Genomic DNA, 21673 nt, shown 5'->3' with positions numbered 1-21673 from the left:
GCCTAACCTCTATTCCATGGAAGATGTATCTGTTTCCTCATGGATAATATTTCCGTTTTACCGATATCACTTTTTTGTATTCTATTTACGACTTCTTCCATACCTGCAGTGATAGCAATTGGTATTCCTGTCTTTTCTGAAACCTGAGATATTATACGGTTTCCTTCAAGAATTATTTCAGGGGTAGTTTCCTCTAACAGGTTACTATTATTTACCAATTTTGTAACCTTTATATTTGCTCCGTCTTCAATAATAGCAATCATCTCGGCTATCTTTTCAGGTGAATCTGTCATAATCCTCTTTGTATTTATTACAAAAAACATTTCATAGTCGTCGCTGACTATTTCTTCCTTGAACCTTGATACAGCTTTAGCACCAAGGTCGTCTCCTCCTACATCCAATACCACTTTTGTATCCTTGTCTTCAAACAATGAGTATATTTCCGGTGGTATAGCAGGTATATCAACGTTGGTATTGGCATACATAGGAAGAATTACTTTTATATTTTGTTCTTCCAGTGCATCCTTTGCATCCGCTGTTCTGAAATAGGGGTTTATTATGTCAAAATCTACTATAGCTGTTCTATACCCAGCTTCTGCCATTTTCATGGCATAATTGACTGCGACCTCTGTTTTTCCGCTTCCGAAGTGACCGGTAAATATGTTGATACGTTTATCAAACATTTGTAAAATCTCCTCTTAATTAATTACAATTTGTATCCTTTTTAAATCCAATCAAATCTTTTATTACTTCTCCTCCAATAATTAAACCCATAACTGAAGGAACAAATGAAAGGCTTCCCGGTATCTGATGCTTCACGGTACACTTTCTGGCTGTTCCTTTAGGACATATACAACCTGCACTGCAGCTGGAAGTCTCGGTTTCAACAGGTTTTATAGGTTCTTCTGTGGAATACACTACCTTTAGTTTTTTAATTCCCCTGTTTCTAAGTTCCTTTCTTACCACTTTTGCAAGAGGATCAACTGTTGTTTTGAATATGTCCGAAACCTGAAACCTGGTCGGATCAGTCTTGTTACCCGCTCCCATCGCACTTATTATGGGTATTCCCAATTGATTCGCCCTTACTACCAAGTCAATTTTTGCGGTTACTGTGTCAATTGCATCTACAATATAGTCAAAGCTGCTATCCAGTATCTCTTCAGCTACATCCGGCATATAAAACTTCTGAATGATAGTAACATCACATTTTGGGTTTATTTCAAGAACTCTGTCTCGCATAACTTCAACCTTGGGCTTGCCTACGGTTTTTCTGGTAGCATGAAGCTGCCTGTTTAGATTTGTAAGGCATACACAGTCGTCATCTATCAGCACGAGATGGCCTACTCCTGTTCTGGTAAGTGCCTCTACAGTAAATGAACCTACTCCCCCCACCCCGAATACTGCTACCTTGCTGTTTTTTAGTTTTTCTAGTCCTTCTGTTCCAATAATTAATTCGCTTCTGGAAAACTCGTGCAACATATTATTGTCATATCCTCCGTAATCCGCACCTGCGGTGAAAAATTTAAATTAAATTAGCTTTGTCTTATGCTTTCAGTTGCGCTACACACTTCTATAAGCCTCTTTGCAGACATTACTGCTCTTTTTACTGCCTCTTCATCATCTTTGGCAGGACGGGTAGCACACACCCCCTGATGTCCGCAATTATCATCGATATAGCCGTCTCCTACTATTATCATTCCATTAATAAGCATCATATCATGCATCGCTTTTATTGTTGTTTCTTCTCCGCCGTATTGAGAGGCTCCCACTGCCATACAAAGTCCAACTTTATTGTACAAACCTTTGTTTGCCCTGACCTTCCTTGTTTTATCAAACATCGCCTTTAGCTGTGCAGAAACACTGCCAAAGTAAACAGGACTGGCAACCACTACACCATCTGCATTTCTTAATATTTCAAAAGCTTCTTCAAGCTTTGTACCCTTATAGCAATTTCCAGTACATGGATTTGAGCAAACCGTACAGAAACCACACTTTTGCTCCTGCATTATTTTTCCCACATTGAGAAGAATGGTTTTCGCACCTCTTGTTTCACATTCCTCCAGAACCTTTTTAACCAAGAAACCTGTGTTTCCTTCTACGTTGGGACTCCCATTCAAACCTACTATATACACACTCATCACTCCAAAACTTTAAAAAATTAACATTACTAAAAGGATACACTAAATGTACTATTAAAACAAGACGAGGAAAAAAGATCAAATAAAAGACGGTAAGCATCTTGATATGCCTGCCGCCTTAACACCAAACAATAACTTACTTAACTTTTATTTTATTTTCTACTACATTGTAATAAACATTTTGTTCATGTACTTTACTCGAACCGTCCTTTATTTCTGAAATCTGTTTCAATAAACAGTTCTCAGGATTTTCCCATTTAATAAAATCATACTTGTAAATATATAAACCGCTGTCCTGACCAATGGTTTTGCCGTTTACATCCTTGTCGCCATTAAGAATAATCTTATCGTCTTCACATCGTATTATTACTACCTTATTTTTTATACTTTCGTGTTTTTGACTTTCTAAATTATTCTGGTATGCAAAAGCATTATATTTACCATCAGGTGATAGGTTAAAATCACTAAAATCTCCTATGTCGTAAAACAACTTATGGGTACTCGAAGTTTTTAAATTATATGTGTATAGCCAGGTTTGAGTTAGCCTGTTATCTTCTCTTCCTCTAACATAGAAGTATAATTTTTCTACCTTATCATTTACCAGTATTTTATCTATTCGATAGCCTTTCTTAAATTTTTCCCTGAATCTTAGAAGATTTCTAATTTCGGGTACTTTTGAAGTATCTATTGTTTTATTTACTTTCTTTCCTTCAATTTTATATGAAATATCTATAGTTACCTCACCGTTCATATTTTCAATAAGGCTGGCTTGTAAATCTAGTTTTTGCCGGTTATTTACAATTTTTATATCCTCTTTACTGTTAATTTCACTTTTATATGCAAGAATACCATTATTGAGATTTTCCTCTGTTAATGAATTTCTTTGAGGTATAATACTGTTATTTGATGGCTTGCTAAATAAAATTGCACCTGCTATCAACAGCGAAAGCAATACGACATATGAAATTGAAAGAAATAGCTTTTTGTTCTTCATATACTGCCTCCTCTTTGGATACCATTTTGATGATATTTTGTACAAAAAAGTTTCTTGTATACCTTTTGACAAAAAAACCCCGCTTTTTATTATATTAAGCGAGGTGCGTAATGTTACGTATTGATTTTTATATTAAAATCTAATCCTTATATTCTAAATAGACGTTTAGCATTTTCACTAAGAATAGTTTTTTTCTGCCTGTCAGTCAATTTTAATTTCATAAATCTTTTTACGTCATGTACTGAGCTTCCCCATGGAAAATCAGACCCAAAAAGTATCTTGTCCTCTCCTGCTTCATTGATAATATCAACCACTTCACTGTCATCCAACCAACTCGGTTCATTGACACGGGCTATTTCAGGATAGCCTGTTATAACTATGGATGTGTCAAAGTATACATTTTCATATTGTTTTGATACTTTTAAAACACATTCCTTGTCTCCATCCGCCATGTGAGCAAGAATTATTGGAATATCCGGATATTTGTCTATTATAGGAACTATGGACTCAAAATCTGAAAATTCATTTAGTCTTGCATTTGAAACCCTACCACAATGTATAAGGATAGTAAACTTGTTCTCGCTGCACTTTTTATATAGTTCGTCCATTCTGGAATCGTTGATATCAAACCCTTGAGCCATTGGATGAAGCTTTATGCCTTTTGCTCCAAGCTCCACATACTTTTCAAAATTCTCAGCCAGCCGCCCCTCCATATCAGGGTGAAAATTTACAAGTGGTACAAGTCTCCCTTCTGAGCAATTTGCAGTATCTATAGTCCACAAATTATTACTGTCTAAAATCTTTGGTGGTGCAAAATTCGCCATTACTGTTCGGTCTATCCCCACCTCGTTCATATTTTGTAATACATTGGGTATTGTTCCGTTACCGGGATTTTTAAACTCAATATCATATAGTTTATTAAAGGAAGTCATAATTTTGGCTGCTATACCATCATTGGCAAATGTATGGACATGGCAGTCAATTATCTCAAATTTATCATTCATTTTTTCGTATTTCTCCATTTATATTTGTATTTAATATAACTCATGTCCCCTGTAAAAGCAATAATCAAACTCCATAATATTACAGCTGAATTCCCTCTTACATTTTTTGTATATATATTTGTTTTGGGAGAATAATAGTTTATAGTTATGGATTAATATTTTTTTAAGGAGGACTGTAAATGAGAGCATCTGTAGATCAGGACGGTTGTATAAGTTGTGAATTATGTACCTCTATATGCCCCGCAGTATTTAGTATGAACGAGGATAATAAAGCCGAAGCTATTGAAGAAGATATACCGGAAGAAAACCTTCAGGAAGCCGAGGATGCCAGAGATGCCTGTCCGGTAAGCGTTATTGATCTGGAGGAATAGAACATATTAAAAGACATCCCATTAGGCAAGTAATTAAAGGGATGTCTTTTTATTTTGGAATAAACACCTGATTGTTAAAACTTTTCATTTTTAATTCGGTTATACTCTTCCTGATATAATTCTTCCATTTGCTTGTATTCAGATTCTAATTGTTCAAACTTTCTCGTTAATTCTGCCATTGCCTGTTCTTTTGCAGCGTTCTCATCCTTTAACTTATTTATCTGATCTTTAAGGTCATCTTTATTTTGAGTATGCTCATTTGTCAGTTCCTCCAACTGATTTGCAATTGCTTCATCCTTATATTCGGCTTCAACCATCAATAATTCTATTTGCTCTTTAAGACTTTTTTCATTCTTTTCAAACTCGCTTTTTATAACTTCCAATTCATTGGTCTTAGAAGTCATAGCTTCTTCCATGGTAACTGAATCGGACTTAAACTTTTGTATTTGTAAGGTCAGTTCTTCTACTTTCTGTTTGTATTCTTTTTCTATTAATTCAGTTTCAATATGTTGGTTCTTTGTTATATTTTCTAATTTATCTAAAGTTTTAAAATAGTCATCTGCAATATTAATTGCAGCCAGTACTGAAATCATCCCCGAATTAAGTGCACTATTAACTTCAGAAAACTCCCTCATTTTTTTATCAACGTAGAGAGCAAGCTTATGAATATATTCTTCGGATTCTGCTCCTGAAACCGTGTACCTGCTTCCATATATGTAAACTTCAGTTTTGTTCCTGTTTGTCATTACCCTTCTCCCCAATATAATAGAAAAATATAAGTTACCATAACAAATGAATTAGAAAAACACTTGGATTTAATATTACATTATTCGCATATTAAACTCAATACCAAATTTACAGACTATTAAATGTTTTTGTAAACAAAAGTAAACCTTACTACTGGTTAAAAGCAAAAACACTGGCCTAAAAAGCCAGTGTTTTTGATGAATTACGAGTAAGTCTATAAGCCGGGTTCTGTATTAGACGATCATCTATCTAGGCCATACATTTCTGCATGGCTCAAGCCACCTCCCCGGGACTGACGGGCAGTCATTGCGTCCCTCCACGGTGTTGCTCCAGGTGGGGTTTACATAGCCGACAAGTCGCCAAGTCGCTGGTGAGCTCTTACCTCGCCTTTCCACCCTTACCATATATGGTAGACCCTAATATGGCGGTATATCTCTGTTGCACTTTCCTTAAAGTCACCTTCACCGGGAGTTACCCGGCACCATTGCCCTATGGAGCCCGGACTTTCCTCATCTACGCCTTTTCAGGCAGTATCTGCGATCATCTGGCTTACTCATAAATTAAGAACTTTAAAATTCTCTTAGGACTATTAATTATAGATGTTGAATTAATATAAGTCAAGCAAAAGTAAATGGATCAGCTTCCATTTTACTACAAATTATATCAAGTTCCTTGAATCTTTTGTTTAGTATATCCCTTAATTTAGGTAGAATTATTCGTTCTGTTGAAAAATGCCCCGCGTCAACGATACACAGGCCCATTTGAGCGGCATCTAGCGCAGTATGGTATTTAATATCACCTGTTACTAAAATATCCACCTTGTGGCTTTTTAAGTTCTCCAGGTCGTCATCAAAGCTGCCGCAAAACACTGCAATTTTTTTTACCTTTTCAGGTTTTTTACCGATTATCCTGATATTCTCTATAGCTAAGTTTTTCTTAATGTCTTTAATAAATTCATCAAATCTCTTATAATTTAGTAATTCTCCTATTTTCCCCATTCCTAAATCGCAATTCAATCCTTTTGGAATATAAGGTTTCAAATTCTGACAATTTGTCAGGTGTAAGGACTCTGCCAAAGTATCATTAACTCCGCCTGGGGCTGTATCAAGATTTGTATGTGCACTAACAACTGTGATATTGTTTTTTATCAGCTTTGCAATCTGATCTCCCTTAAAGGTTTCCATATCTATAGATTTCAGCTTTGAAAAGATAAAAGGGTGATGCGAAAGAATCATTTGAGCACCATTTCCTACAGCTTCCGAAATCACGTTAGATGTTACATCCATACAAAGGAGTATTTTTGTTACATTACTGTCCCTGCTGCCTACCATCAGCCCTACACTATCCCACTCCTCAGCATACCGCCAAGGTGCAATTTCATTTAAATAATTAATTATATCTCCTACATTCATGTCCTTCACCCTTACTAATAATCATATTTATAGTTTATTAATCAAGCTTATATACTCCTTCTTTTGTCTTACGTATTGAGTTTTAAGCGCATCATTTTCTTTCATATCTTCCAACTGTTCAAGTACCCTGTCAATTTGCTTTACCTTCATTCGACAATAAGAACCAAGTAATGGATCTTTTTTATCTATAAGACTTTGTCCAACATGAAGTTCAAAGTCAGAGTATTGTTTTTTATTTCCACTGAACTTGGCAGAGAGCACACAGTACATTTTAGGACCTTCAGCAACCATTTCTTCATCATATATTTCAAAAGCGTTGTCATACAACCATTTTCGTACAACGTGAAGATCATTCATAGGCTGTAATACCAGTGCATCAGTATTAACGGCTTTTTGCCTGTTTGACTCCAAAAGCTCTGTCAGAAGTGTTCCACCCATTCCGGCAATGATTATTGAGTCCGCTTCGTTAATTTCTATAGTATCCAAACCGTTGCCAAGTCTTGTTTCGATCTTTTCAGATAATTTATATAGAGAAATGTTGTTACTAGCCATCTTTACAGGCCCTATTTTAATATCAGATGCAATTGCCTTTTGGCAAACACCGTTCTGAACCAGATAAATAGGAATATATGCATGGTCAGTTCCTATATCAGCCAACACATTACATTTAGGAACTTTATCAGCGATTAATTTGAGCCTTCCCTTTAAATTTAAAATCAAAACATCCTCCAAGTATTGTAACTAATATCGTCATTTTCTGTATTACCAGATTAAATTATACACATACTAAAGATAATTAATCAATGTTTGATTTGAAAGTAGGACAAAAAATATGAAATGAGGTATCTGCTGTGAGCTTTTTCAGAAATAAGACCGTGGTAAACGATATTGAAGCCCCCATATCAAGCACTCTTTTGGGAAGAGATATTTTAGGGGTTAATCCAAATGACCCTGCATTAAATAAAACAACTATCGATTTGCAGGACGAAAAGTTAAGTACGGACTATACCAGCAGAATTAAATAAAATAAAAAAAACACGCTTTTGCGTGTTCTTTTTATTTGGTGGGCCTTCAGGGACTCGAACCCCGGACCAACCGGTTATGAGCCGGTTGCTCTAACCAACTGAGCTAAAGGCCCGAATTGGCTCCTCAAGTAGGACTTGAACCTACGACCCTGCGGTTAACAGCCGCATGCTCTACCGACTGAGCTATTGAGGAATATCTCTATGCCGCTCATCTGAGGGCCTTGCTCTCGCGAGCACATAAACTATTATACTTACGAACTCTAAACTGGTCAACACCAAAATAACTATATATAGACTATTTAAATAGTTTATTGTCGTTTTTCTAACTTATAATAAACCAATCGAATAATATCTATTATTTTTAATTTTCTAAATTATGACTATTAAGGTGCAAAAAAACCCCCTATCCTTGATTTATTCCGGATAGCGGGTCCAAAGATTAGTCTAAATAATCCTTTAACTTTTTGCTTCTGCTTGGATGTCTCAATTTTCTTAACGCCTTTGCCTCTATTTGACGAATACGCTCTCTGGTTACGTTAAACTCCTTACCAACTTCCTCAAGAGTTCTTGCTCTTCCATCATCCAAACCAAATCTAAGCCTCAGAACTTTCTCTTCACGTGCAGTTAAAGTATCTAGCACGTCAATAAGCTGTTCTTTAAGCAAAGTAAATGCAGCAGCTTCAGCAGGTGCAGGAGCATCATCATCGGGAATAAAGTCACCCAAATGACTGTCTTCCTCTTCTCCTATAGGAGTTTCTAACGATACCGGCTCTTGTGAAATTTTCATTATTTCACGAACCTTGTCTACAGACATACCAATTTCTTTTGCAATTTCGTCAGGTTGTGGTTCTCTACCCAATTCCTGCAACAATTGCCTTGAAACTCTAATCAATTTATTGATAGTTTCTACCATATGAACAGGAATACGTATAGTCCTCGCCTGGTCGGCAATTGCCCTTGTGATAGCTTGTCTGATCCACCATGTGGCATAGGTACTGAATTTGAAACCTCTTCTATAATCAAATTTTTCAACTGCCTTAATTAATCCGAGATTACCCTCCTGAATCAAGTCAAGGAACTGCATTCCTCTACCAACATACCTTTTAGCTATACTAACAACAAGCCTTAGATTAGCCTCTGCTAATCTCCTTTTTGCTTCTATATCACCGTTTTCCATTCTATGAGCAAGATCAATTTCTTCATCTGCTGATAAAAGGGGGACTTTACCAATTTCTTTAAGGTACATACGTACAGGGTCATCTATACTTATACCCTCTGGAATACTAATATCAAGTTCCTCGTCCGTAAGCTGAATTTCTTCCATTTCAGCTTCCATATCGCCAACAACATCAACTCCCATTGTTTCAAGGGTTTCGTATATTTTTTCAATGTGCTCCGGCTCAAGCTCGATTTCCTCAAAAGCATCCATAATCTCTTTGTAGGTTAGCATTCCCTTTTGCTTTCCTCTATCTATTAGTTCTTTTAGTAATGCCTTTCTACTTTCCTGACTATGTTTCACTTATTTCCCCTCCTTTCGAGCTCAATTACAAACCTTTTTTCTTTATAGCTATATTCGATACAATACTGCTTAATTCCCGATTTAATAATTCAACATCTCCTTCTGTCAGATCACTTCTCTTTTTAAGCTCGATTATTTCATTTTTTCTTTCTTCCAAGCTAAACAGGTCTATCTTTCTAATTATATCCAAAGCCGCTTTTTTATTATCCTCAAATATGCTCTGAGACTGCACTATATTTGCAAAACTTTCTGCCATTCCGGGAGAAAGTTTATTTAATATTTCACCCGTTAATATCCCTGCCTTACTTTCAATTCTTTCGACTGCAAAATCGAATGCATTTTTTACTTCATCCGATTCAAATCTGTCCCAACCAACAACATCTTTAATGTTAAAGTATACACTATTATCAATGCATATAGTTGCCAACAGCATTAATTGCAATCTGACCAACCATTCTTCCTGATTTTTAACAACTGTACTCTTTCGTATTGGATTTCGGCTAAAGTTATTATTACTTGGTACTTGTTTTTTAAAATTTGTATCTACGTCCTTTTGCTGCTTTGCTATTTCTGATAAAATTGATTGTGTACTTACGCCCAACTCCTCAGATAATTTTTTTACATAAAGTTCTTTTTCTACATTATTGTCAATTTTGTCCAATATAAGTACAGCTTTATCAAGAAACCTAACTTTTCCTTCATTTGTTGAGGTATCTATATCATTTTTTAACGAACCAAGCTTAAAATCAAGCAAACCTTTGGATCTATCAACAAGCCGTTTAAACTCTGTAACTCCATGAGCTTTAATAAACTCATCAGGGTCTTTGCCTGATGGGATTGTTAAAACCCTAACATTACAGCCAATTTCATTTAATAAATCAAGGCTTCTGAATGCAGCAGCCTGGCCAGCTGAATCAGAATCAAAGGAAAGAACTATTTCTTCAGTGTACTTCTTCAAAAGTCTGCCCTGATTTTCTGTTAATGCTGTTCCTAACGGAGCAACTGAATTTATTATTCCACTTTGGTGTAATGATATAACATCCATGTAACCTTCGGATAAAATCAGTTGTTTAGAACAAGCACTTTTAGCAAAATTCAAGGCATACAAGTGTTTACCTTTCTGATAAACTTCAGTTTCAGGAGAATTCATATATTTTGGCTGAGACGAATCAAGAACTCTCCCTCCAAAGGCAATTACATTTCCTCTGATGTTAAATATTGGAAACATAATCCTACCTCTAAATCTATCGTAAATTTTACCACTTTCTTCCTTATATATAACAAGCCCACTTTTTATAATAGATGACTCACTAAAGCCTTTAGCTTTTAAGTGTTTATAAAGTGTATCAAATCTGTCCTCGGCATAACCAATTCCAAACTTGGCTACAGTTTGTTTCTGTATCTTCCTGCTCATTAGGTATGAATTTGGAAGGGTATTCTTTTCATTATTAAGGTTGTCTCTAAAAAACCTCGCTGCTTCAAGGTTTATATCCAAGAGTTCCTTTTTTAATTCGGCTTTTTCGTCATTACGAACACCTTCGGTTATATCCGGTATCTGAATTTTGGCCCTATCAGCAAGAAGCCTCAAGGCATCCGGAAATTCCAGATTTTCAATAGACATAATAAAGTGTATAACGTTTCCGCCTTTACCGCATCCAAAACAATGAAATATCTGTTTTACAGGTTCAACAGAAAATGATCCTGTCTTTTCGTTATGAAAAGGACATTTACCAAAAAAATTCTTTCCTTTCTTCTCCAGCTTGACATATTCTGATATAACATCGACAATGTCATTACTTACTCTTATCTCTTCAATAAGGTCGTCTGGAAATAAATTTGCCATTATGCTCAATATCCCTATCTACTTATTTTTACTGATATGCAAATATTATAGACATATCTGCTATAATTTATTTTAAACTTAGCCAAAATCACTTAATATGTGTTCGACATTATTATTAATAATCCTTCTTTTTTAATAATATTTTTAATAACAAATTCAATCATTAAAGCCTTTAATCGCACAAAAAAAGCATGTTCTGCTAGAACATACTTTATAATCCAATTAAGTAACTGATCTTTATGCTATACAGTCATATATAACATCATAAACGCTTACCGGAGTAACTGAATTCGAGTATAGCAAATAAATGAGGTTATTTATACCTGTTTTGGATGGAAGGACATCCGGAATAAATGCCTTTTCAATTCCTCCCCTATCATATTCCATAATTACCTGTATACCATACGTAGTAGTGGAATTAGTCTGTTCGCTTGCGATAAGATAGTACTTGAGATATAATTCCTTTACTTTACCTTCGGAGACAACAACTTTTTTTGAGTAAATAAGATTTGTTTCATAATCTCTCATTCCCGCTCTCCTCCTTCGCATCTTTTTATGGTAATTATAATATATTGGAATATATTAAACTATACAAAAGTTTTATTCTAATTCGACCAACTTTACATAAAAAATTTACTCTGTTTGATGTTTTTTGTCGAATAATGGATTATTATCAATTATTAACATTGCTGTTCTAAATTTTAAATGTTACTATTTTATTTGTACGTAAAATCATTTTATCTTATAAACCAAGTATATACATGTTCTTTAAAATTTTCTTTAATAATCAGAGGTCTAAATATTTAGGGGGGTAATAGATGAATAGTAATCAAAAAGATAAAAAAGCCAAACTTAGTATGTTAAGTTCAGCTATATGCAATATGGCTGATTTACCGAAAAAGATGATTAAATATGCCACTCCGGCTGCACTTTTATTGATAATATTAGGCACGGTATTTTTTATAATTAACAGAATGAGTAATAGCTATAGCAGTATTTTTGATAGTACAGCAACATCTTTTATTATTAACAGCTTTTATGTTTTGTGTGAGTTTCTCATAGCAGCATTTGTAATTGATATTGTTATCAAAAAAAAGGCTTAAGTTTTACCTGGTATAACAACCACTTTGCGGGTCCCTTTTAGGACCCGCATTTTTCATAATCAGGGTATAAAAAAAGACTGCTGAACAGTGAATGTCCAACAGTCTATTTTTATTTATTAAGCTTTTGCAGGTTTTCCAGAAATCTTTTTCTTTTTCTGACTTTCTTTCCACATTACATACAGTGGGCTTGCAATAAATATTGATGAATAGCAACCTGCTGCAATACCGATAATCAACGGGAAGCTGAATTGTTCCATTGAATTGATTCCGTTTACTTTAGAGAATATATATACAGTTGTTATTGCTATTAACGATGTCACAACTGTGTTTATTGATCTGTTTAAAGTCTGAATTATACTGCTGTTTACCAATTCAGGAAGAGGTACTTTCCTAAGTAGCCTGTTATTTTCTCTGATACGGTCATAAATTATAACTGTATCATTCATTGAGTATCCGACAACAGTCAGTATCGCAGCAATAAATGACTCATTTAATGGTATTTGGAAAATAACATATACAGAGAGCATTATCAGAACATCATGCAGAACTCCTACAACCGCAAATACACCGGCTGATAATCCTGACATAGCTTTAAATCTGTACCAAACATATAATATAATCAATACAAAAGCTATAACAACAGCTTTCAAACCGTTATTCATTATTTCCTTACCAATGAATGGTTCAACACTTTCTTCACTGACAACAGCGTCTTTAGCATTGAGCTTAAACTCTTTTACTACTGCTTCTTCAACCTTAGTCAATTCAGTGTTTGAAAGTGTATTCTCACTTCCTATACTTATTGTTATTATGTCAAAACTTTTAGAGTTTGTGCCGCTTACATCATATGAAGTTGACTTCTGTACCTTTGCAGGTTTATTAATTGTCTTTGTAACAAAATCTGCGATTTTAGTCTGTAAATCCTGAGTGTTTGCCTCAGTAAACATTTTATCATTTGCTCTCATTTCTATTATTGTTCCGCCTTCAAACTCAATGTCAAGTTTAAAGCCTTCAACTAGATACATAACAACACCTGATAAAATAATTAGGGCTGAGAGTATAAAAAAGTAGTATCTCTTAGCATATAAATTAACCATTTGCTTTTCCTCCTCTCATGCTTACGCCATATAACCAATGGTGTTTTGCAACTTCTATATCCTGTATCGACTTCAGCATTATTCTGGAAGCAGTTACAGCGGTTATAAAACTTAACACAACACCTATTCCCAGAGTATATGCAAAACTCTGTATAGGGCCTGTACCAAATTTCCATAAAACTACGGCAGATATAAGAGTGGTTACATTTGAGTCAAGTACGGCAGAGAATGCTCTCTTAAATCCAACATCAATTGCTGCATGAAGAGTTTTTCCGTTTTTAAGTTCATCCTTGATTCTTTCAAATATTATAACGTTGGCATCAACAGCCATACCTATTGTCAGTATGAGACCCGCAATACCAGGTAAAGTAACAATTATATGAGTCCAAGACAGTGCCAGTAATTCCATTACTGTATGGAGTATTAATGCAATACTTGCTATTAATCCCGGCAGTCTGTAGTAGAATATCATAAATAAACAAATCAGTATAAGTGCAACTATAAATGCGTTTATACTTACATTAAGTGCGTTAGATCCAAGGGTAGGGCTAATATTATTTACCTGTCTTGCCTCTAACTTAAATGGCAATGAACCTGACTTAATAAGGCCGGCAAGATTTTTTGCTTCTTCTCTTTGTTCATCACTGGCAGTACCACCAAGAGTAATTCTTGCGGAAGTACCGGTAATTTGTGACTGAACGTTTGGAGCACTAATCAAATCATTATCCATAAAAATTGCTATAGGTTTTCCAATAAGTCTTCCTGTTGCTTCTGCAAACTTTTTACCGCCTTCTGATGAAAGCTTCAGTGAAACACAATAACCACCATTTTCACCATCAACTTCAGGAGTGGCATCCTTTACATCTCCACCTTCAAGTATAATCTTATTGGTTGGAAGATAATTTCCATTTGCATCTTTTTTACTTTCGTCAACCTCTTGGAAGGTTAATAATGCGGTTTTACCAATTTCTTCTATTGACTTCTGTGGATCGAATGCTTCACCTTTTTTGTGTGGTATTTGTACCAGAATGTATCCTTTATCTTTATCTACAGTGATAACTCTATCAAAGATATTTTTAGAATCCAATCTCTTACCTATGGTAATTCTTGCAGCATCCAAGTCTTCAGCTTTTGCCTTGCTGTTGTCCTTGGTTACTGCATAAAGTCTAGCATCCACGCCTCCCTGAATATCAATACCTGTTCTAATTTCCTTAACACCAGGTATTTCAAACCCTAGGATAGAACCGTAAGCTGCTATCCAGGTTAAAATTCCGATGATAAGCAATATCGAGAAAAATTTAACCGCGTTGCTTCCTCTCATTTGTAGTATTCCCCCTTAAATTATAATCCACTTACGCCATTATATAACTTACAAAAAAGCTAGTCAATAAATAAGTCTCAATATTAAACATAAATTTACAAATTAAGTAATTAATTTTAGTTTATTATTCAACTAATCAATTTAAACATGTCATCCTTTGTAAGATATATTATGAATTTAAAATGAATATCCTGTGATTTTAGGATATTCACTTTTGCTGAAAACTATTTATTTGTAGTATTTTAATAGATTAATATACTCATTTGCATTACATTTGATTTCAGCAATCTCTTGCTCTGACAATGTCCTTTTGATTTCTGCCGGACTGCCCGCAACAAGACAGCCATCAGGTATCTTAGTCCTTGGTGTAACTACACTTCCAGCTGCTACAAGACAATTGTTGCCTATTTCCGCACTGTCAAGTACTATTGCACCCATTCCGACAAGTGTATTATTACCTATACTACAGCTGTGCAAAATTGCTCCGTGACCGATTGTTACATGAGAACCCAGTCTCACTTCGATACCCTTTTTACAATGTAATATACAGCCTTCCTGTATATTTGTATTATCACCGACAACTATACTATCGATGTCTCCTCTTAAAACTGCATTGTACCAGATAGTTGTATTTTCACCCAAAACTACGTCTCCAATAACTGTACTGTTCGGTGCAACAAACGCAGTTTCGTGGATTTTAGGTGTTATGTTGTTGAAATCCTTTACCACAATGAACCCCTCTATTCTTGAGTTTTTATCCAGATTGCACATTCTACTCTCTTTTTCTCAAGTTCGCAACCAATTTTGTATGGAACATTAATATCATTATTAAACTGGTACGCATTTGCAGCACACCCTCCACTGCAATAAAATTTAGCCCAACATTCAGCGCAGTCCTTTTTTGTGTAAACATTAGACTTTTGAAAATCTTTCTGAAAATCACTATTGAATACACCTTCATGAACATTGCCCATTTTAAACTTCTCATCCCCCACAAACTGATGGCAAGGATATAAATCACCTTCCGGCGTAACTGCCAGATATTCATGGCCGGAACCGCATCCACCAAGTCTCTTGATGACACAGGGCCCCTGCTGCAAATCAATCATAAAATGGAAGAAATTAAAGCCGCACTTTTCACTATCTCTTTTTACATATTCTCTTGCAAGGTTTTCATACTCTTCAAAAAGTTTTGGAAGATCCTGTTCGCGGATGTCATAACCGGAATCCTTAGCAGCAACAACAGGCTCTATAGATATCTGCTTGAAGCCCTGATCAGCCAGATGAAGTACATCTTCGGAAAAATCAAGATTTTCTCTTGTAAAAGTACCTCTTACATAGTAATTATCCTGATTTCTTGATTCAGCCATATCCTGGATTTTAGGAAGAATTCTGTCATAAGTTCCTGACCCGTCAACTCTAGGCCTCATATTGTCATTGGTTTCCTTACGTCCGTCAATACTGAGAACCACATTATGCATATTCTTATTAATAAAATCTTTTATTTCTTCATTTAATAATACAGCATTTGTAGTAATAGTAAATCTGAAATTCTTGCCAGATTCTTTTTCCCTGATTCTGGCATATTCAACGATACCTTTTACCACGTCGAAGTTCATTAGCGGCTCACCGCCAAAAAAGTCTACTTCCAGATTACGTCTGCCTGCAGATTTTTCAATCAAAAAATCTATTGCTTTCTTACCTGTTTCAAGATCCATCATAGTTCTGTGACCACCAAAACTTCCTGTGGAGGCAAAACAATATTTGCACCTGAGGTTACAGTCATGACAAATATGTAGACATAAAGCCTTTACTACCGGTTTTCTTTCCCACTTATTTAGAGCATCGGAATATGCATCCTCACTAAAAATCAAACCTTGGGATTCAAGTTCGGCAATTTCCTCATAAGCATCTTCAATAACTTGTCCTGAGTATTTTTCTGATAGTGATTCAATTATCTGTTTCCTTGCTTCATTCTTATATAAACCTACTATATCAAAAGCAGCATCATCAAATACATGGACAGCACCGCTGTTTACGTCCAAGACTATATTGGTATCGAACATAGTATACTTGTGAATCATTTAAAGTGACCTCCTAAAGCTAAAAAATCCTGGATACAACACCGGGTTAGAACATTTAAAAAAGTGAAAAGTGTTAATTCACCTTTCACTAATTTATAAATTCATACATATTAAGATAAATCAATATGCATATCTAATATTACTTGTTTTCGCAGCTTTGATTAGCAACCGTGCATGATGTCTTGCAAGCTGACTGGCAAGAAGTCTGACATTCGCCACATCCACCTTTTGCAAGGCTGTTTTTAAGAGTAGCATTGTTAATAGTCTTTATATGTTTCATTATGTAGTCCCCCCCATCAATTTTCTTAGCAGATTATAGCATATCTATTTAGTTTTGAAAAGCCATTTTTTAGAAAACCCGTTATCGTAAATTAATTCCAAAGATGCCACCCAGGCACCCCACAATGGCACCGATAACCACAGATAATATCACCTGAACATCGACTTTAAAATTTAGGAAAACAATACTGCTGGCAATGTAAAGTAAAGCCACATAAAGGATTCCCACAAAGCAGCCGTTCATCCAACCTTTACTCTTAACATTTTTTGTGGAGTAAGCTGATGCCACCAGTACACTCAATACAGTTGTAATAAGAACTGCAATGTAGGTGTGTTTTTCAGGAAAATCCGTATATGTTAAAAATAATGCGAACCCTAAAAAACACGGAAGCGTTATAAGAAAAGCAATTATTAAGCCTTTTATAACCCTCATCAGGTTTATGTGCTCATCCAATGTTTTCTTTAATCCAGGTGTCTGTACGCTCATAGTGTACCTCCAAAAATATAATATAAAATGTTCTTTGTATATCATATTTTTGAGGTAGTCCACTTAGAACAGTTGGCTATAATTAATTATATTTTTACTTATTAGCCTTCAACAGGCTTTATAACATCTTTAATTGCCCAACGCTTTACAAGTATCTTGTTTTTATCAACGCCGGATTCGATATATATTTCGTCATCTTTTATGTTTATAATCTTACCTACTATACCTCCGATAGTTGTAACACCCCACCCAACTTGAAGTGAATTAAGCATTTGCTGGGTCTTCTTTTCCTTCTTTTTCTGTGGGAGAATAAGCATTACATACATAAGTCCCAGAATTAAAGCCATAGGTAATACTAATTGAACTAACGCTGCTACTGCCATTACTAAAAACCTCCTGTAATTATTTTATTTAACACAGTTAAACTGTATTATCCATATTATTTAGTATAGCCATATTTCAGATAAAATTCATCCCTGAAGCTGGCAAGCCTATCATCCATTATAGCCTGTCTTACTTGTTTCATCAAGTTTATTAAGAAATATAAGTTGTGCCAGGTTGTAAGTCTCAAGCCCAAAACCTCTCCGCATTTGAGAAGGTGTCTGATGTAAGCTCTTGAATAGTTTCGGCAGACATAGCAATCACATTCCGGATCCAGCTTTGAAAAATCTCTAGAGTATTTTGCATCACGGATAATAACTCTACCCTTGCTTGTAAGTACTGTACCGTTTCTTCCGATTCTTGTTGGAAGGACACAGTCAAACATATCAATACCCCTTATAGCTCCCTCTATAAGATAATCCGGTGTACCAACCCCCATCAGGTATCTGGGTTTATCGGCTGGCATAAGAGGGGCTGTATAGTCCAGTACCTCATACATAATCTCGGCCGGCTCACCAACACTTAGACCGCCTATTGCATAACCCGGAAAATCCAATTCCTTTAGTTGGTTAGCACTTTCTATCCTCAAATCTTTGTACATTCCACCCTGAATTATGCCGAAAAGAGATTGTTTTTCAGTATTTGTATGAGCTTCCTTACATCTTTTTGCCCATCTTGTTGTACGCTCCATTGACTTCTTAACATAATCATATTCAGCCGGATACGGTGCACATTCATCAAAAGCCATTATTATGTCTGCACCGAGATCATTCTCTATTCCCATTACCGATTCAGGTGTAAATACATGTTTTGAACCGTCCAGATGGGATCTGAAGGTTACACCTTCTTCTGTAATCTTTCTGAGTCCGCTCAGGCTGAATACCTGAAAACCACCACTGTCCGTTAGTATCGGTCTGTCCCAGTTCATAAAACCATGAAGGCCTCCTGCCTGCTTTACAATATCCTGGCCGGGCCTAAGGTAGCAATGATATGTGTTGCTTAAAATTATTCTCGCATCTATCTCCTTTAGTTCCTCAGGAGACATACCTTTAACAGTTGCAAGGGTTCCAACAGGCATAAAAACAGGGGTATCAAATGAGCCGTGAGGCGTATGCACCTTACCTAATCTTGCACCTGTCTGCTTGCAAGTTTTTATTAATTCATAAGTAACTGCTGCCATAGTAATTACCTTTCTATTAATTAGTTTATTTAATAAACATTGCGTCTCCGAAGCTGAAAAATCTGTATTTTTCTTCTACAGCTACGTTGTATGCATGCATTACATTATCCCTGCCGGCTAAAGAACTTACCAGCATGATAAGTGTTGATTCGGGTAAATGAAAGTTTGTAATAAGCCTGTCTACCACTTTAAACTCGTAGCCGGGATATATGAAAATATCCGTCCAGCCATCACAGGGAGCAATCCTCCCGCTTTTACCCACAGTTTCAAGTACCCTGCAACTGGTAGTACCAACAGCTACAACTTTTTTACTTTTTTGTTGTGTATCGTTTATTATATCACATGTTTCTTGACTTATTGAATAGTATTCCGAATGCATTTTATGTTGAGTTATATCGTCAACTTTGACAGGTCTGAATGTACCGAGACCGACATGAAGCATAACATATGCTATTTTTACACCCTTTTGCCCCAAGGAATCCAAAAGTTCTTTGGTAAAATGTAGTCCGGCAGTTGGTGCGGCCGCCGAGCCATTAACCTTGGCATATACAGTCTGGTATCTTTCCGGGTTTTCAAGCTTTTCGGTAATGTACGGCGGCAATGGCATTATACCTACCCTGTCCAGTATTTCTTCAAAAACTCCTTCATATATAAACCTGACAAGTCTGTTTCCTTCATCAAGTACTTCCAGAATTTCAGCTTTCAGCTCTCCGTTTCCAAAAACAAATCTACTCCCTGGTTTTGCCTTCTTACCGGGTCTTAAAATTACTTCCCACTTGTCTCCTTCAACCCTTTTCAGTAAAACAAATTCTATCTTTCCGCCTGTACCCTTTTTTTCGCCTAAAAGCCTTGCAGGTATTACTCTGGTATTGTTTAAAACAAGACAATCACCTTCACCCAGATAGTTAACTATGTCCTTGAATAATTTATGTTCAATCTCTCCGGTTTCCTTATCCAGCACCATCAGTCTGGACATGTCCCTTTTATCCATGGGATGCTGTGCTATAAGTTCCTCCGGAAGGTAATAATCGAAATCGTGCAAGTTCACCTAAAATAACCTCCAATTTTTCTTCTATTATTATGTCTGTTTATTATAAATAACAATCATAAAACTTACTGCATAAAATAAACCAATAAATATCATACATTATAATTGTTTATATTACAAATATTATTGCCATACATAATCTTTTTTTGTATAATTTATGAGATAATCGTATGAAGTTCCATATGCTCTTATATTTACTTAGGGACAACAAGTCCCCGTGTTTTGAGAGTAAATTTTTAATATAAATGGATGGAGGATTCAAAATGAAAGTAGCAAAATTTGGAGGAACCTCTTTAGCTAATGCAGAACAGATTAAAAAAGTTTGCAGTATCGTACTTACTGATAGCGAGAGAAAGGTTATTGTTGTATCTGCCCCCGGTAAAAGGGATAGTTCAGATACCAAGGTTACTGATTTACTTATTGCTTGTGCTCAAAAACACCTGCAGACAGGAAATGCAGAAGCGGAACTTGAAGCTGTTGTAAAGAGGTTCAAGGATATAGCAAATGAACTTGGACTTGATGATGAAATTGTTAAAATGATCAAGTCTGATTTAGAAGAAAGACTTAAACTTGATACTTCTCATACCGGTATGTTCATGGATGCCATGAAAGCTGCCGGAGAAGATAACAGTGCCAAATTGGTAGCTGCATACTTGAACAGTATAGGCGAAAAAGCAGAATATGTATCGCCTAAAAAAGCAGGGTTACTCATGAGTGATGAATTTGGAAATGCACAGGTTTTGCCTGAATCCTATGAAAACCTTAAAATGATTAACAGTATAGAAGGAATTGTTATCTTCCCGGGTTTCTTTGGTTACACTAAAGACGGAAAAGTTGCAACTTTCCCGCGCGGAGGTTCAGACATAACCGGTTCCATTTTGGCTGCCGCATTAAAGGCTGATCTATACGAAAATTTTACAGATGTTGATGCTGTGTATGCAGCTCATCCGGGTTTGGTTCACAATCCTGTAGCTGTACCTGAATTAACATACCGTGAAATGAGAGAACTATCTTATGCCGGTTTCTCAGTATTACACGAAGATACACTGGTTCCGGTTTTTATGGCTGGAGTTCCGGTTTGTATAAAAAATACAAATAATCCATCTGCTCCGGGAACAAAAATATCCCTAGTCAGAGATTATTCCCCAAATCATGTTGTTGGAATTGCAAGTGATGCAGGTTTCTGCTGTATATATGTGAGCAAGTTTATGATGAACAGAGAAGTAGGCTTTGGAAGAAAGCTCCTTCAAATTCTTGAAGATGAAGGTATTTCATATGAACATACTCCATCAGGCATTGACAACATATCTGTAATATTAAAACAGAACCAACTGAAGGAAGGTATGGAGCAAAAAATAGTTGACCGGATTAAAGCTGAATTGAAGGTCGATGATGTTTCTATTGACCACGACCTTGCAATGATAATAATAGTCGGTGAAGGTATGAAGAATACCGTAGGAACTGCTTCAAGGGCCACAACTGCTTTAGCTAAGGCATCCATCAGTTTGGAAATGATTAATCAAGGTTCTTCTGAAATAACAATGATGTTTGCTGTAAGAGAGAATGAAGCACACAAAGCTGTTATATCTCTCTACAATGAATTTTTCCTTAACAAATTATACAAATAATATATATTAAAA

General features: G+C 35.7%; 24 protein-coding genes, 2 tRNA genes and 1 other RNA gene. 4 read left to right on the top strand and 23 right to left on the bottom strand.

All coding sequences use genetic code 11. From position 1 onward, the window contains the following. Positions 1–2: 2 nt before the first annotated feature. The 5 genes from CLO1100_RS07630 to CLO1100_RS07610 all read right to left on the bottom strand — a co-directional run bounded on the left by CLO1100_RS07630 (position 3) and on the right by CLO1100_RS07610 (position 4136). Positions 3–683 (bottom strand): P-loop NTPase, encoded by a 681-nt coding sequence (locus tag CLO1100_RS07630; protein WP_014313183.1) that lies wholly within the window; start codon positions 681–683, stop codon positions 3–5. 19 nt (positions 684–702) lie between these two features. Beyond that, positions 703–1479 carry a tRNA threonylcarbamoyladenosine dehydratase gene (locus CLO1100_RS07625; protein WP_014313182.1) on the bottom strand — a complete coding sequence of 259 codons (777 nt, stop codon included), beginning with the start codon at positions 1477–1479 and terminating at the stop codon, positions 703–705. A gap of 53 nt (positions 1480–1532) precedes the next feature. Continuing rightward, positions 1533–2132: a flavodoxin family protein gene (locus CLO1100_RS07620; RefSeq protein WP_014313181.1), complete on the bottom strand. Its 600-nt coding sequence runs from the start codon at positions 2130–2132 to the stop codon at positions 1533–1535. A gap of 142 nt (positions 2133–2274) precedes the next feature. After that, positions 2275–3132, bottom strand: a complete 858-nt coding sequence (locus CLO1100_RS07615) for a hypothetical protein (protein WP_014313180.1) — start codon at positions 3130–3132, stop codon at positions 2275–2277. 146 nt (positions 3133–3278) lie between these two features. Continuing rightward, positions 3279–4136 (bottom strand): amidohydrolase family protein, encoded by an 858-nt coding sequence (locus CLO1100_RS07610; protein WP_014313179.1) that lies wholly within the window; start codon positions 4134–4136, stop codon positions 3279–3281. Positions 4137–4315: 179 nt separating this feature from the next. On the opposite strand from CLO1100_RS07610, the gene CLO1100_RS07605 reads away from it, so the two are divergent. Then, on the top strand, positions 4316–4507 hold the full coding sequence (locus CLO1100_RS07605; RefSeq protein ID WP_014313178.1) for a ferredoxin: 192 nt from the start codon (positions 4316–4318) through the stop codon (positions 4505–4507). A gap of 74 nt (positions 4508–4581) precedes the next feature. Here CLO1100_RS07605 and zapA read toward each other — a convergent pair whose 3' ends face one another. The 4 genes from zapA to CLO1100_RS07590 form a co-directional block, all read right to left on the bottom strand. After that, complete coding sequence (gene zapA / locus CLO1100_RS07600) at positions 4582–5253, bottom strand: cell division protein ZapA (protein WP_014313177.1); 672 nt, start codon at positions 5251–5253, stop codon at positions 4582–4584. A 202-nt stretch (positions 5254–5455) separates the two neighbouring features. After that, positions 5456–5810, bottom strand: an RNA gene (gene rnpB, locus CLO1100_RS20110) — RNase P RNA component class A. 61 nt (positions 5811–5871) lie between these two features. Further along, positions 5872–6666: a Nif3-like dinuclear metal center hexameric protein gene (locus CLO1100_RS07595; RefSeq protein WP_014313176.1), complete on the bottom strand. Its 795-nt coding sequence runs from the start codon at positions 6664–6666 to the stop codon at positions 5872–5874. Between the two features lie 27 nt (positions 6667–6693). Continuing rightward, entirely contained in the window at positions 6694–7386 is a 693-nt protein-coding gene (locus CLO1100_RS07590; RefSeq protein WP_014313175.1) for a class I SAM-dependent methyltransferase, read from the bottom strand. A gap of 131 nt (positions 7387–7517) precedes the next feature. Between CLO1100_RS07590 and CLO1100_RS20760 the strand changes: the two genes are divergently transcribed. After that, positions 7518–7691: a hypothetical protein gene (locus CLO1100_RS20760; protein ID WP_014313174.1), complete on the top strand. Its 174-nt coding sequence runs from the start codon at positions 7518–7520 to the stop codon at positions 7689–7691. Positions 7692–7727: 36 nt separating this feature from the next. Here CLO1100_RS20760 and CLO1100_RS07585 read toward each other — a convergent pair. From CLO1100_RS07585 to CLO1100_RS07565, 5 genes are all read right to left on the bottom strand, one after another. Continuing rightward, positions 7728–7804: transfer RNA gene (locus CLO1100_RS07585), tRNA-Ile, on the bottom strand. A 4-nt stretch (positions 7805–7808) separates the two neighbouring features. Next, positions 7809–7884, bottom strand: a tRNA-Asn gene (locus CLO1100_RS07580). Between the two features lie 246 nt (positions 7885–8130). Further along, positions 8131–9210 (bottom strand): RNA polymerase sigma factor RpoD, encoded by a 1080-nt coding sequence (gene rpoD / locus CLO1100_RS07575; RefSeq protein ID WP_014313173.1) that lies wholly within the window; start codon positions 9208–9210, stop codon positions 8131–8133. Positions 9211–9235: 25 nt separating this feature from the next. Then, positions 9236–11053: a DNA primase gene (gene dnaG, locus CLO1100_RS07570; RefSeq protein WP_014313172.1), complete on the bottom strand. Its 1818-nt coding sequence runs from the start codon at positions 11051–11053 to the stop codon at positions 9236–9238. A 237-nt stretch (positions 11054–11290) separates the two neighbouring features. After that, positions 11291–11581 carry a DUF6514 family protein gene (locus tag CLO1100_RS07565; protein WP_014313171.1) on the bottom strand — a complete coding sequence of 97 codons (291 nt, stop codon included), beginning with the start codon at positions 11579–11581 and terminating at the stop codon, positions 11291–11293. 290 nt (positions 11582–11871) lie between these two features. On the opposite strand from CLO1100_RS07565, the gene CLO1100_RS07560 reads away from it, so the two are divergent. After that, entirely contained in the window at positions 11872–12156 is a 285-nt protein-coding gene (locus CLO1100_RS07560) for a hypothetical protein (protein ID WP_014313170.1), read from the top strand. 116 nt (positions 12157–12272) lie between these two features. Here the strand turns inward: CLO1100_RS07560 and secF are convergent, their stop codons facing one another. From secF to queA, 9 genes are all read right to left on the bottom strand, one after another. Beyond that, complete coding sequence (gene secF / locus CLO1100_RS07555; RefSeq protein WP_014313169.1) at positions 12273–13253, bottom strand: protein translocase subunit SecF; 981 nt, start codon at positions 13251–13253, stop codon at positions 12273–12275. Further along, complete coding sequence (secD, locus tag CLO1100_RS07550) at positions 13246–14574, bottom strand: protein translocase subunit SecD (RefSeq protein WP_014313168.1); 1329 nt, start codon at positions 14572–14574, stop codon at positions 13246–13248. Before secD ends, secF begins: the two co-directional genes overlap by 8 nt. A 228-nt stretch (positions 14575–14802) precedes the next feature. Further along, positions 14803–15303, bottom strand: coding sequence for a gamma carbonic anhydrase family protein (locus tag CLO1100_RS07545; protein WP_014313167.1), 501 nt, complete (start codon positions 15301–15303; stop codon positions 14803–14805). A gap of 11 nt (positions 15304–15314) precedes the next feature. After that, positions 15315–16658: a thioether cross-link-forming SCIFF peptide maturase gene (gene scfB / locus CLO1100_RS07540; protein ID WP_014313166.1), complete on the bottom strand. Its 1344-nt coding sequence runs from the start codon at positions 16656–16658 to the stop codon at positions 15315–15317. A gap of 139 nt (positions 16659–16797) precedes the next feature. Then, positions 16798–16938 (bottom strand): six-cysteine ranthipeptide SCIFF, encoded by a 141-nt coding sequence (scfA, locus tag CLO1100_RS20210; protein ID WP_004621760.1) that lies wholly within the window; start codon positions 16936–16938, stop codon positions 16798–16800. An 81-nt stretch (positions 16939–17019) separates the two neighbouring features. Next, on the bottom strand, positions 17020–17424 hold the full coding sequence (locus CLO1100_RS07535; protein WP_014313165.1) for a TIGR04086 family membrane protein: 405 nt from the start codon (positions 17422–17424) through the stop codon (positions 17020–17022). Positions 17425–17525: 101 nt separating this feature from the next. Then, positions 17526–17807: a preprotein translocase subunit YajC gene (gene yajC / locus CLO1100_RS07530; RefSeq protein ID WP_014313164.1), complete on the bottom strand. Its 282-nt coding sequence runs from the start codon at positions 17805–17807 to the stop codon at positions 17526–17528. Positions 17808–17863: 56 nt separating this feature from the next. Beyond that, complete coding sequence (tgt, locus tag CLO1100_RS07525; RefSeq protein WP_014313163.1) at positions 17864–18985, bottom strand: tRNA guanosine(34) transglycosylase Tgt; 1122 nt, start codon at positions 18983–18985, stop codon at positions 17864–17866. Positions 18986–19010: 25 nt separating this feature from the next. Beyond that, the gene (queA, locus tag CLO1100_RS07520) at positions 19011–20033 is read right to left on the bottom strand and encodes a tRNA preQ1(34) S-adenosylmethionine ribosyltransferase-isomerase QueA (protein ID WP_014313162.1); all 1023 of its coding nucleotides are present in this window, start codon (positions 20031–20033) and stop codon (positions 19011–19013) included. A gap of 263 nt (positions 20034–20296) precedes the next feature. On the opposite strand from queA, the gene CLO1100_RS07515 reads away from it, so the two are divergent. Next, positions 20297–21661: an aspartate kinase gene (locus CLO1100_RS07515; RefSeq protein ID WP_014313161.1), complete on the top strand. Its 1365-nt coding sequence runs from the start codon at positions 20297–20299 to the stop codon at positions 21659–21661. Positions 21662–21673 lie beyond the last annotated feature (12 nt).

The organism is Clostridium sp. BNL1100 (genome assembly GCF_000244875.1).
Taxonomy (GTDB): Bacteria; Bacillota; Clostridia; order Acetivibrionales; family DSM-1351; genus Ruminiclostridium.
This window is presented reverse-complemented; position numbering and strand designations above follow the sequence as displayed.

What these genes read in the sequence shown, in the direction of transcription:
- CLO1100_RS07630 (WP_014313183.1), bottom strand. Translation starts at nt 683, where the DNA reads ATGTTTGATAAACGTATCAACATATTTACCGGTCACTTCGGAAGCGGA.
- CLO1100_RS07625 (WP_014313182.1), bottom strand. Translation starts at nt 1,479, where the DNA reads ATGTTGCACGAGTTTTCCAGAAGCGAATTAATTATTGGAACAGAAGGA.
- CLO1100_RS07615 (WP_014313180.1), bottom strand. Translation starts at nt 3,132, where the DNA reads ATGAAGAACAAAAAGCTATTTCTTTCAATTTCATATGTCGTATTGCTT.
- CLO1100_RS07610 (WP_014313179.1), bottom strand. Translation starts at nt 4,136, where the DNA reads ATGAATGATAAATTTGAGATAATTGACTGCCATGTCCATACATTTGCC.
- CLO1100_RS07605 (WP_014313178.1), top strand. Translation starts at nt 4,316, where the DNA reads ATGAGAGCATCTGTAGATCAGGACGGTTGTATAAGTTGTGAATTATGT.
- zapA (WP_014313177.1), bottom strand. Translation starts at nt 5,253, where the DNA reads ATGACAAACAGGAACAAAACTGAAGTTTACATATATGGAAGCAGGTAC.
- CLO1100_RS07595 (WP_014313176.1), bottom strand. Translation starts at nt 6,666, where the DNA reads ATGAATGTAGGAGATATAATTAATTATTTAAATGAAATTGCACCTTGG.
- dnaG (WP_014313172.1), bottom strand. Translation starts at nt 11,053, where the DNA reads ATGGCAAATTTATTTCCAGACGACCTTATTGAAGAGATAAGAGTAAGT.
- CLO1100_RS07565 (WP_014313171.1), bottom strand. Translation starts at nt 11,581, where the DNA reads ATGAGAGATTATGAAACAAATCTTATTTACTCAAAAAAAGTTGTTGTC.
- CLO1100_RS07560 (WP_014313170.1), top strand. Translation starts at nt 11,872, where the DNA reads ATGAATAGTAATCAAAAAGATAAAAAAGCCAAACTTAGTATGTTAAGT.
- secF (WP_014313169.1), bottom strand. Translation starts at nt 13,253, where the DNA reads ATGGTTAATTTATATGCTAAGAGATACTACTTTTTTATACTCTCAGCC.
- secD (WP_014313168.1), bottom strand. Translation starts at nt 14,574, where the DNA reads ATGAGAGGAAGCAACGCGGTTAAATTTTTCTCGATATTGCTTATCATC.
- scfB (WP_014313166.1), bottom strand. Translation starts at nt 16,658, where the DNA reads ATGATTCACAAGTATACTATGTTCGATACCAATATAGTCTTGGACGTA.
- scfA (WP_004621760.1), bottom strand. Translation starts at nt 16,938, where the DNA reads ATGAAACATATAAAGACTATTAACAATGCTACTCTTAAAAACAGCCTT.
- CLO1100_RS07535 (WP_014313165.1), bottom strand. Translation starts at nt 17,424, where the DNA reads ATGAGCGTACAGACACCTGGATTAAAGAAAACATTGGATGAGCACATA.
- yajC (WP_014313164.1), bottom strand. Translation starts at nt 17,807, where the DNA reads ATGGCAGTAGCAGCGTTAGTTCAATTAGTATTACCTATGGCTTTAATT.
- tgt (WP_014313163.1), bottom strand. Translation starts at nt 18,985, where the DNA reads ATGGCAGCAGTTACTTATGAATTAATAAAAACTTGCAAGCAGACAGGT.
- CLO1100_RS07515 (WP_014313161.1), top strand. Translation starts at nt 20,297, where the DNA reads ATGAAAGTAGCAAAATTTGGAGGAACCTCTTTAGCTAATGCAGAACAG.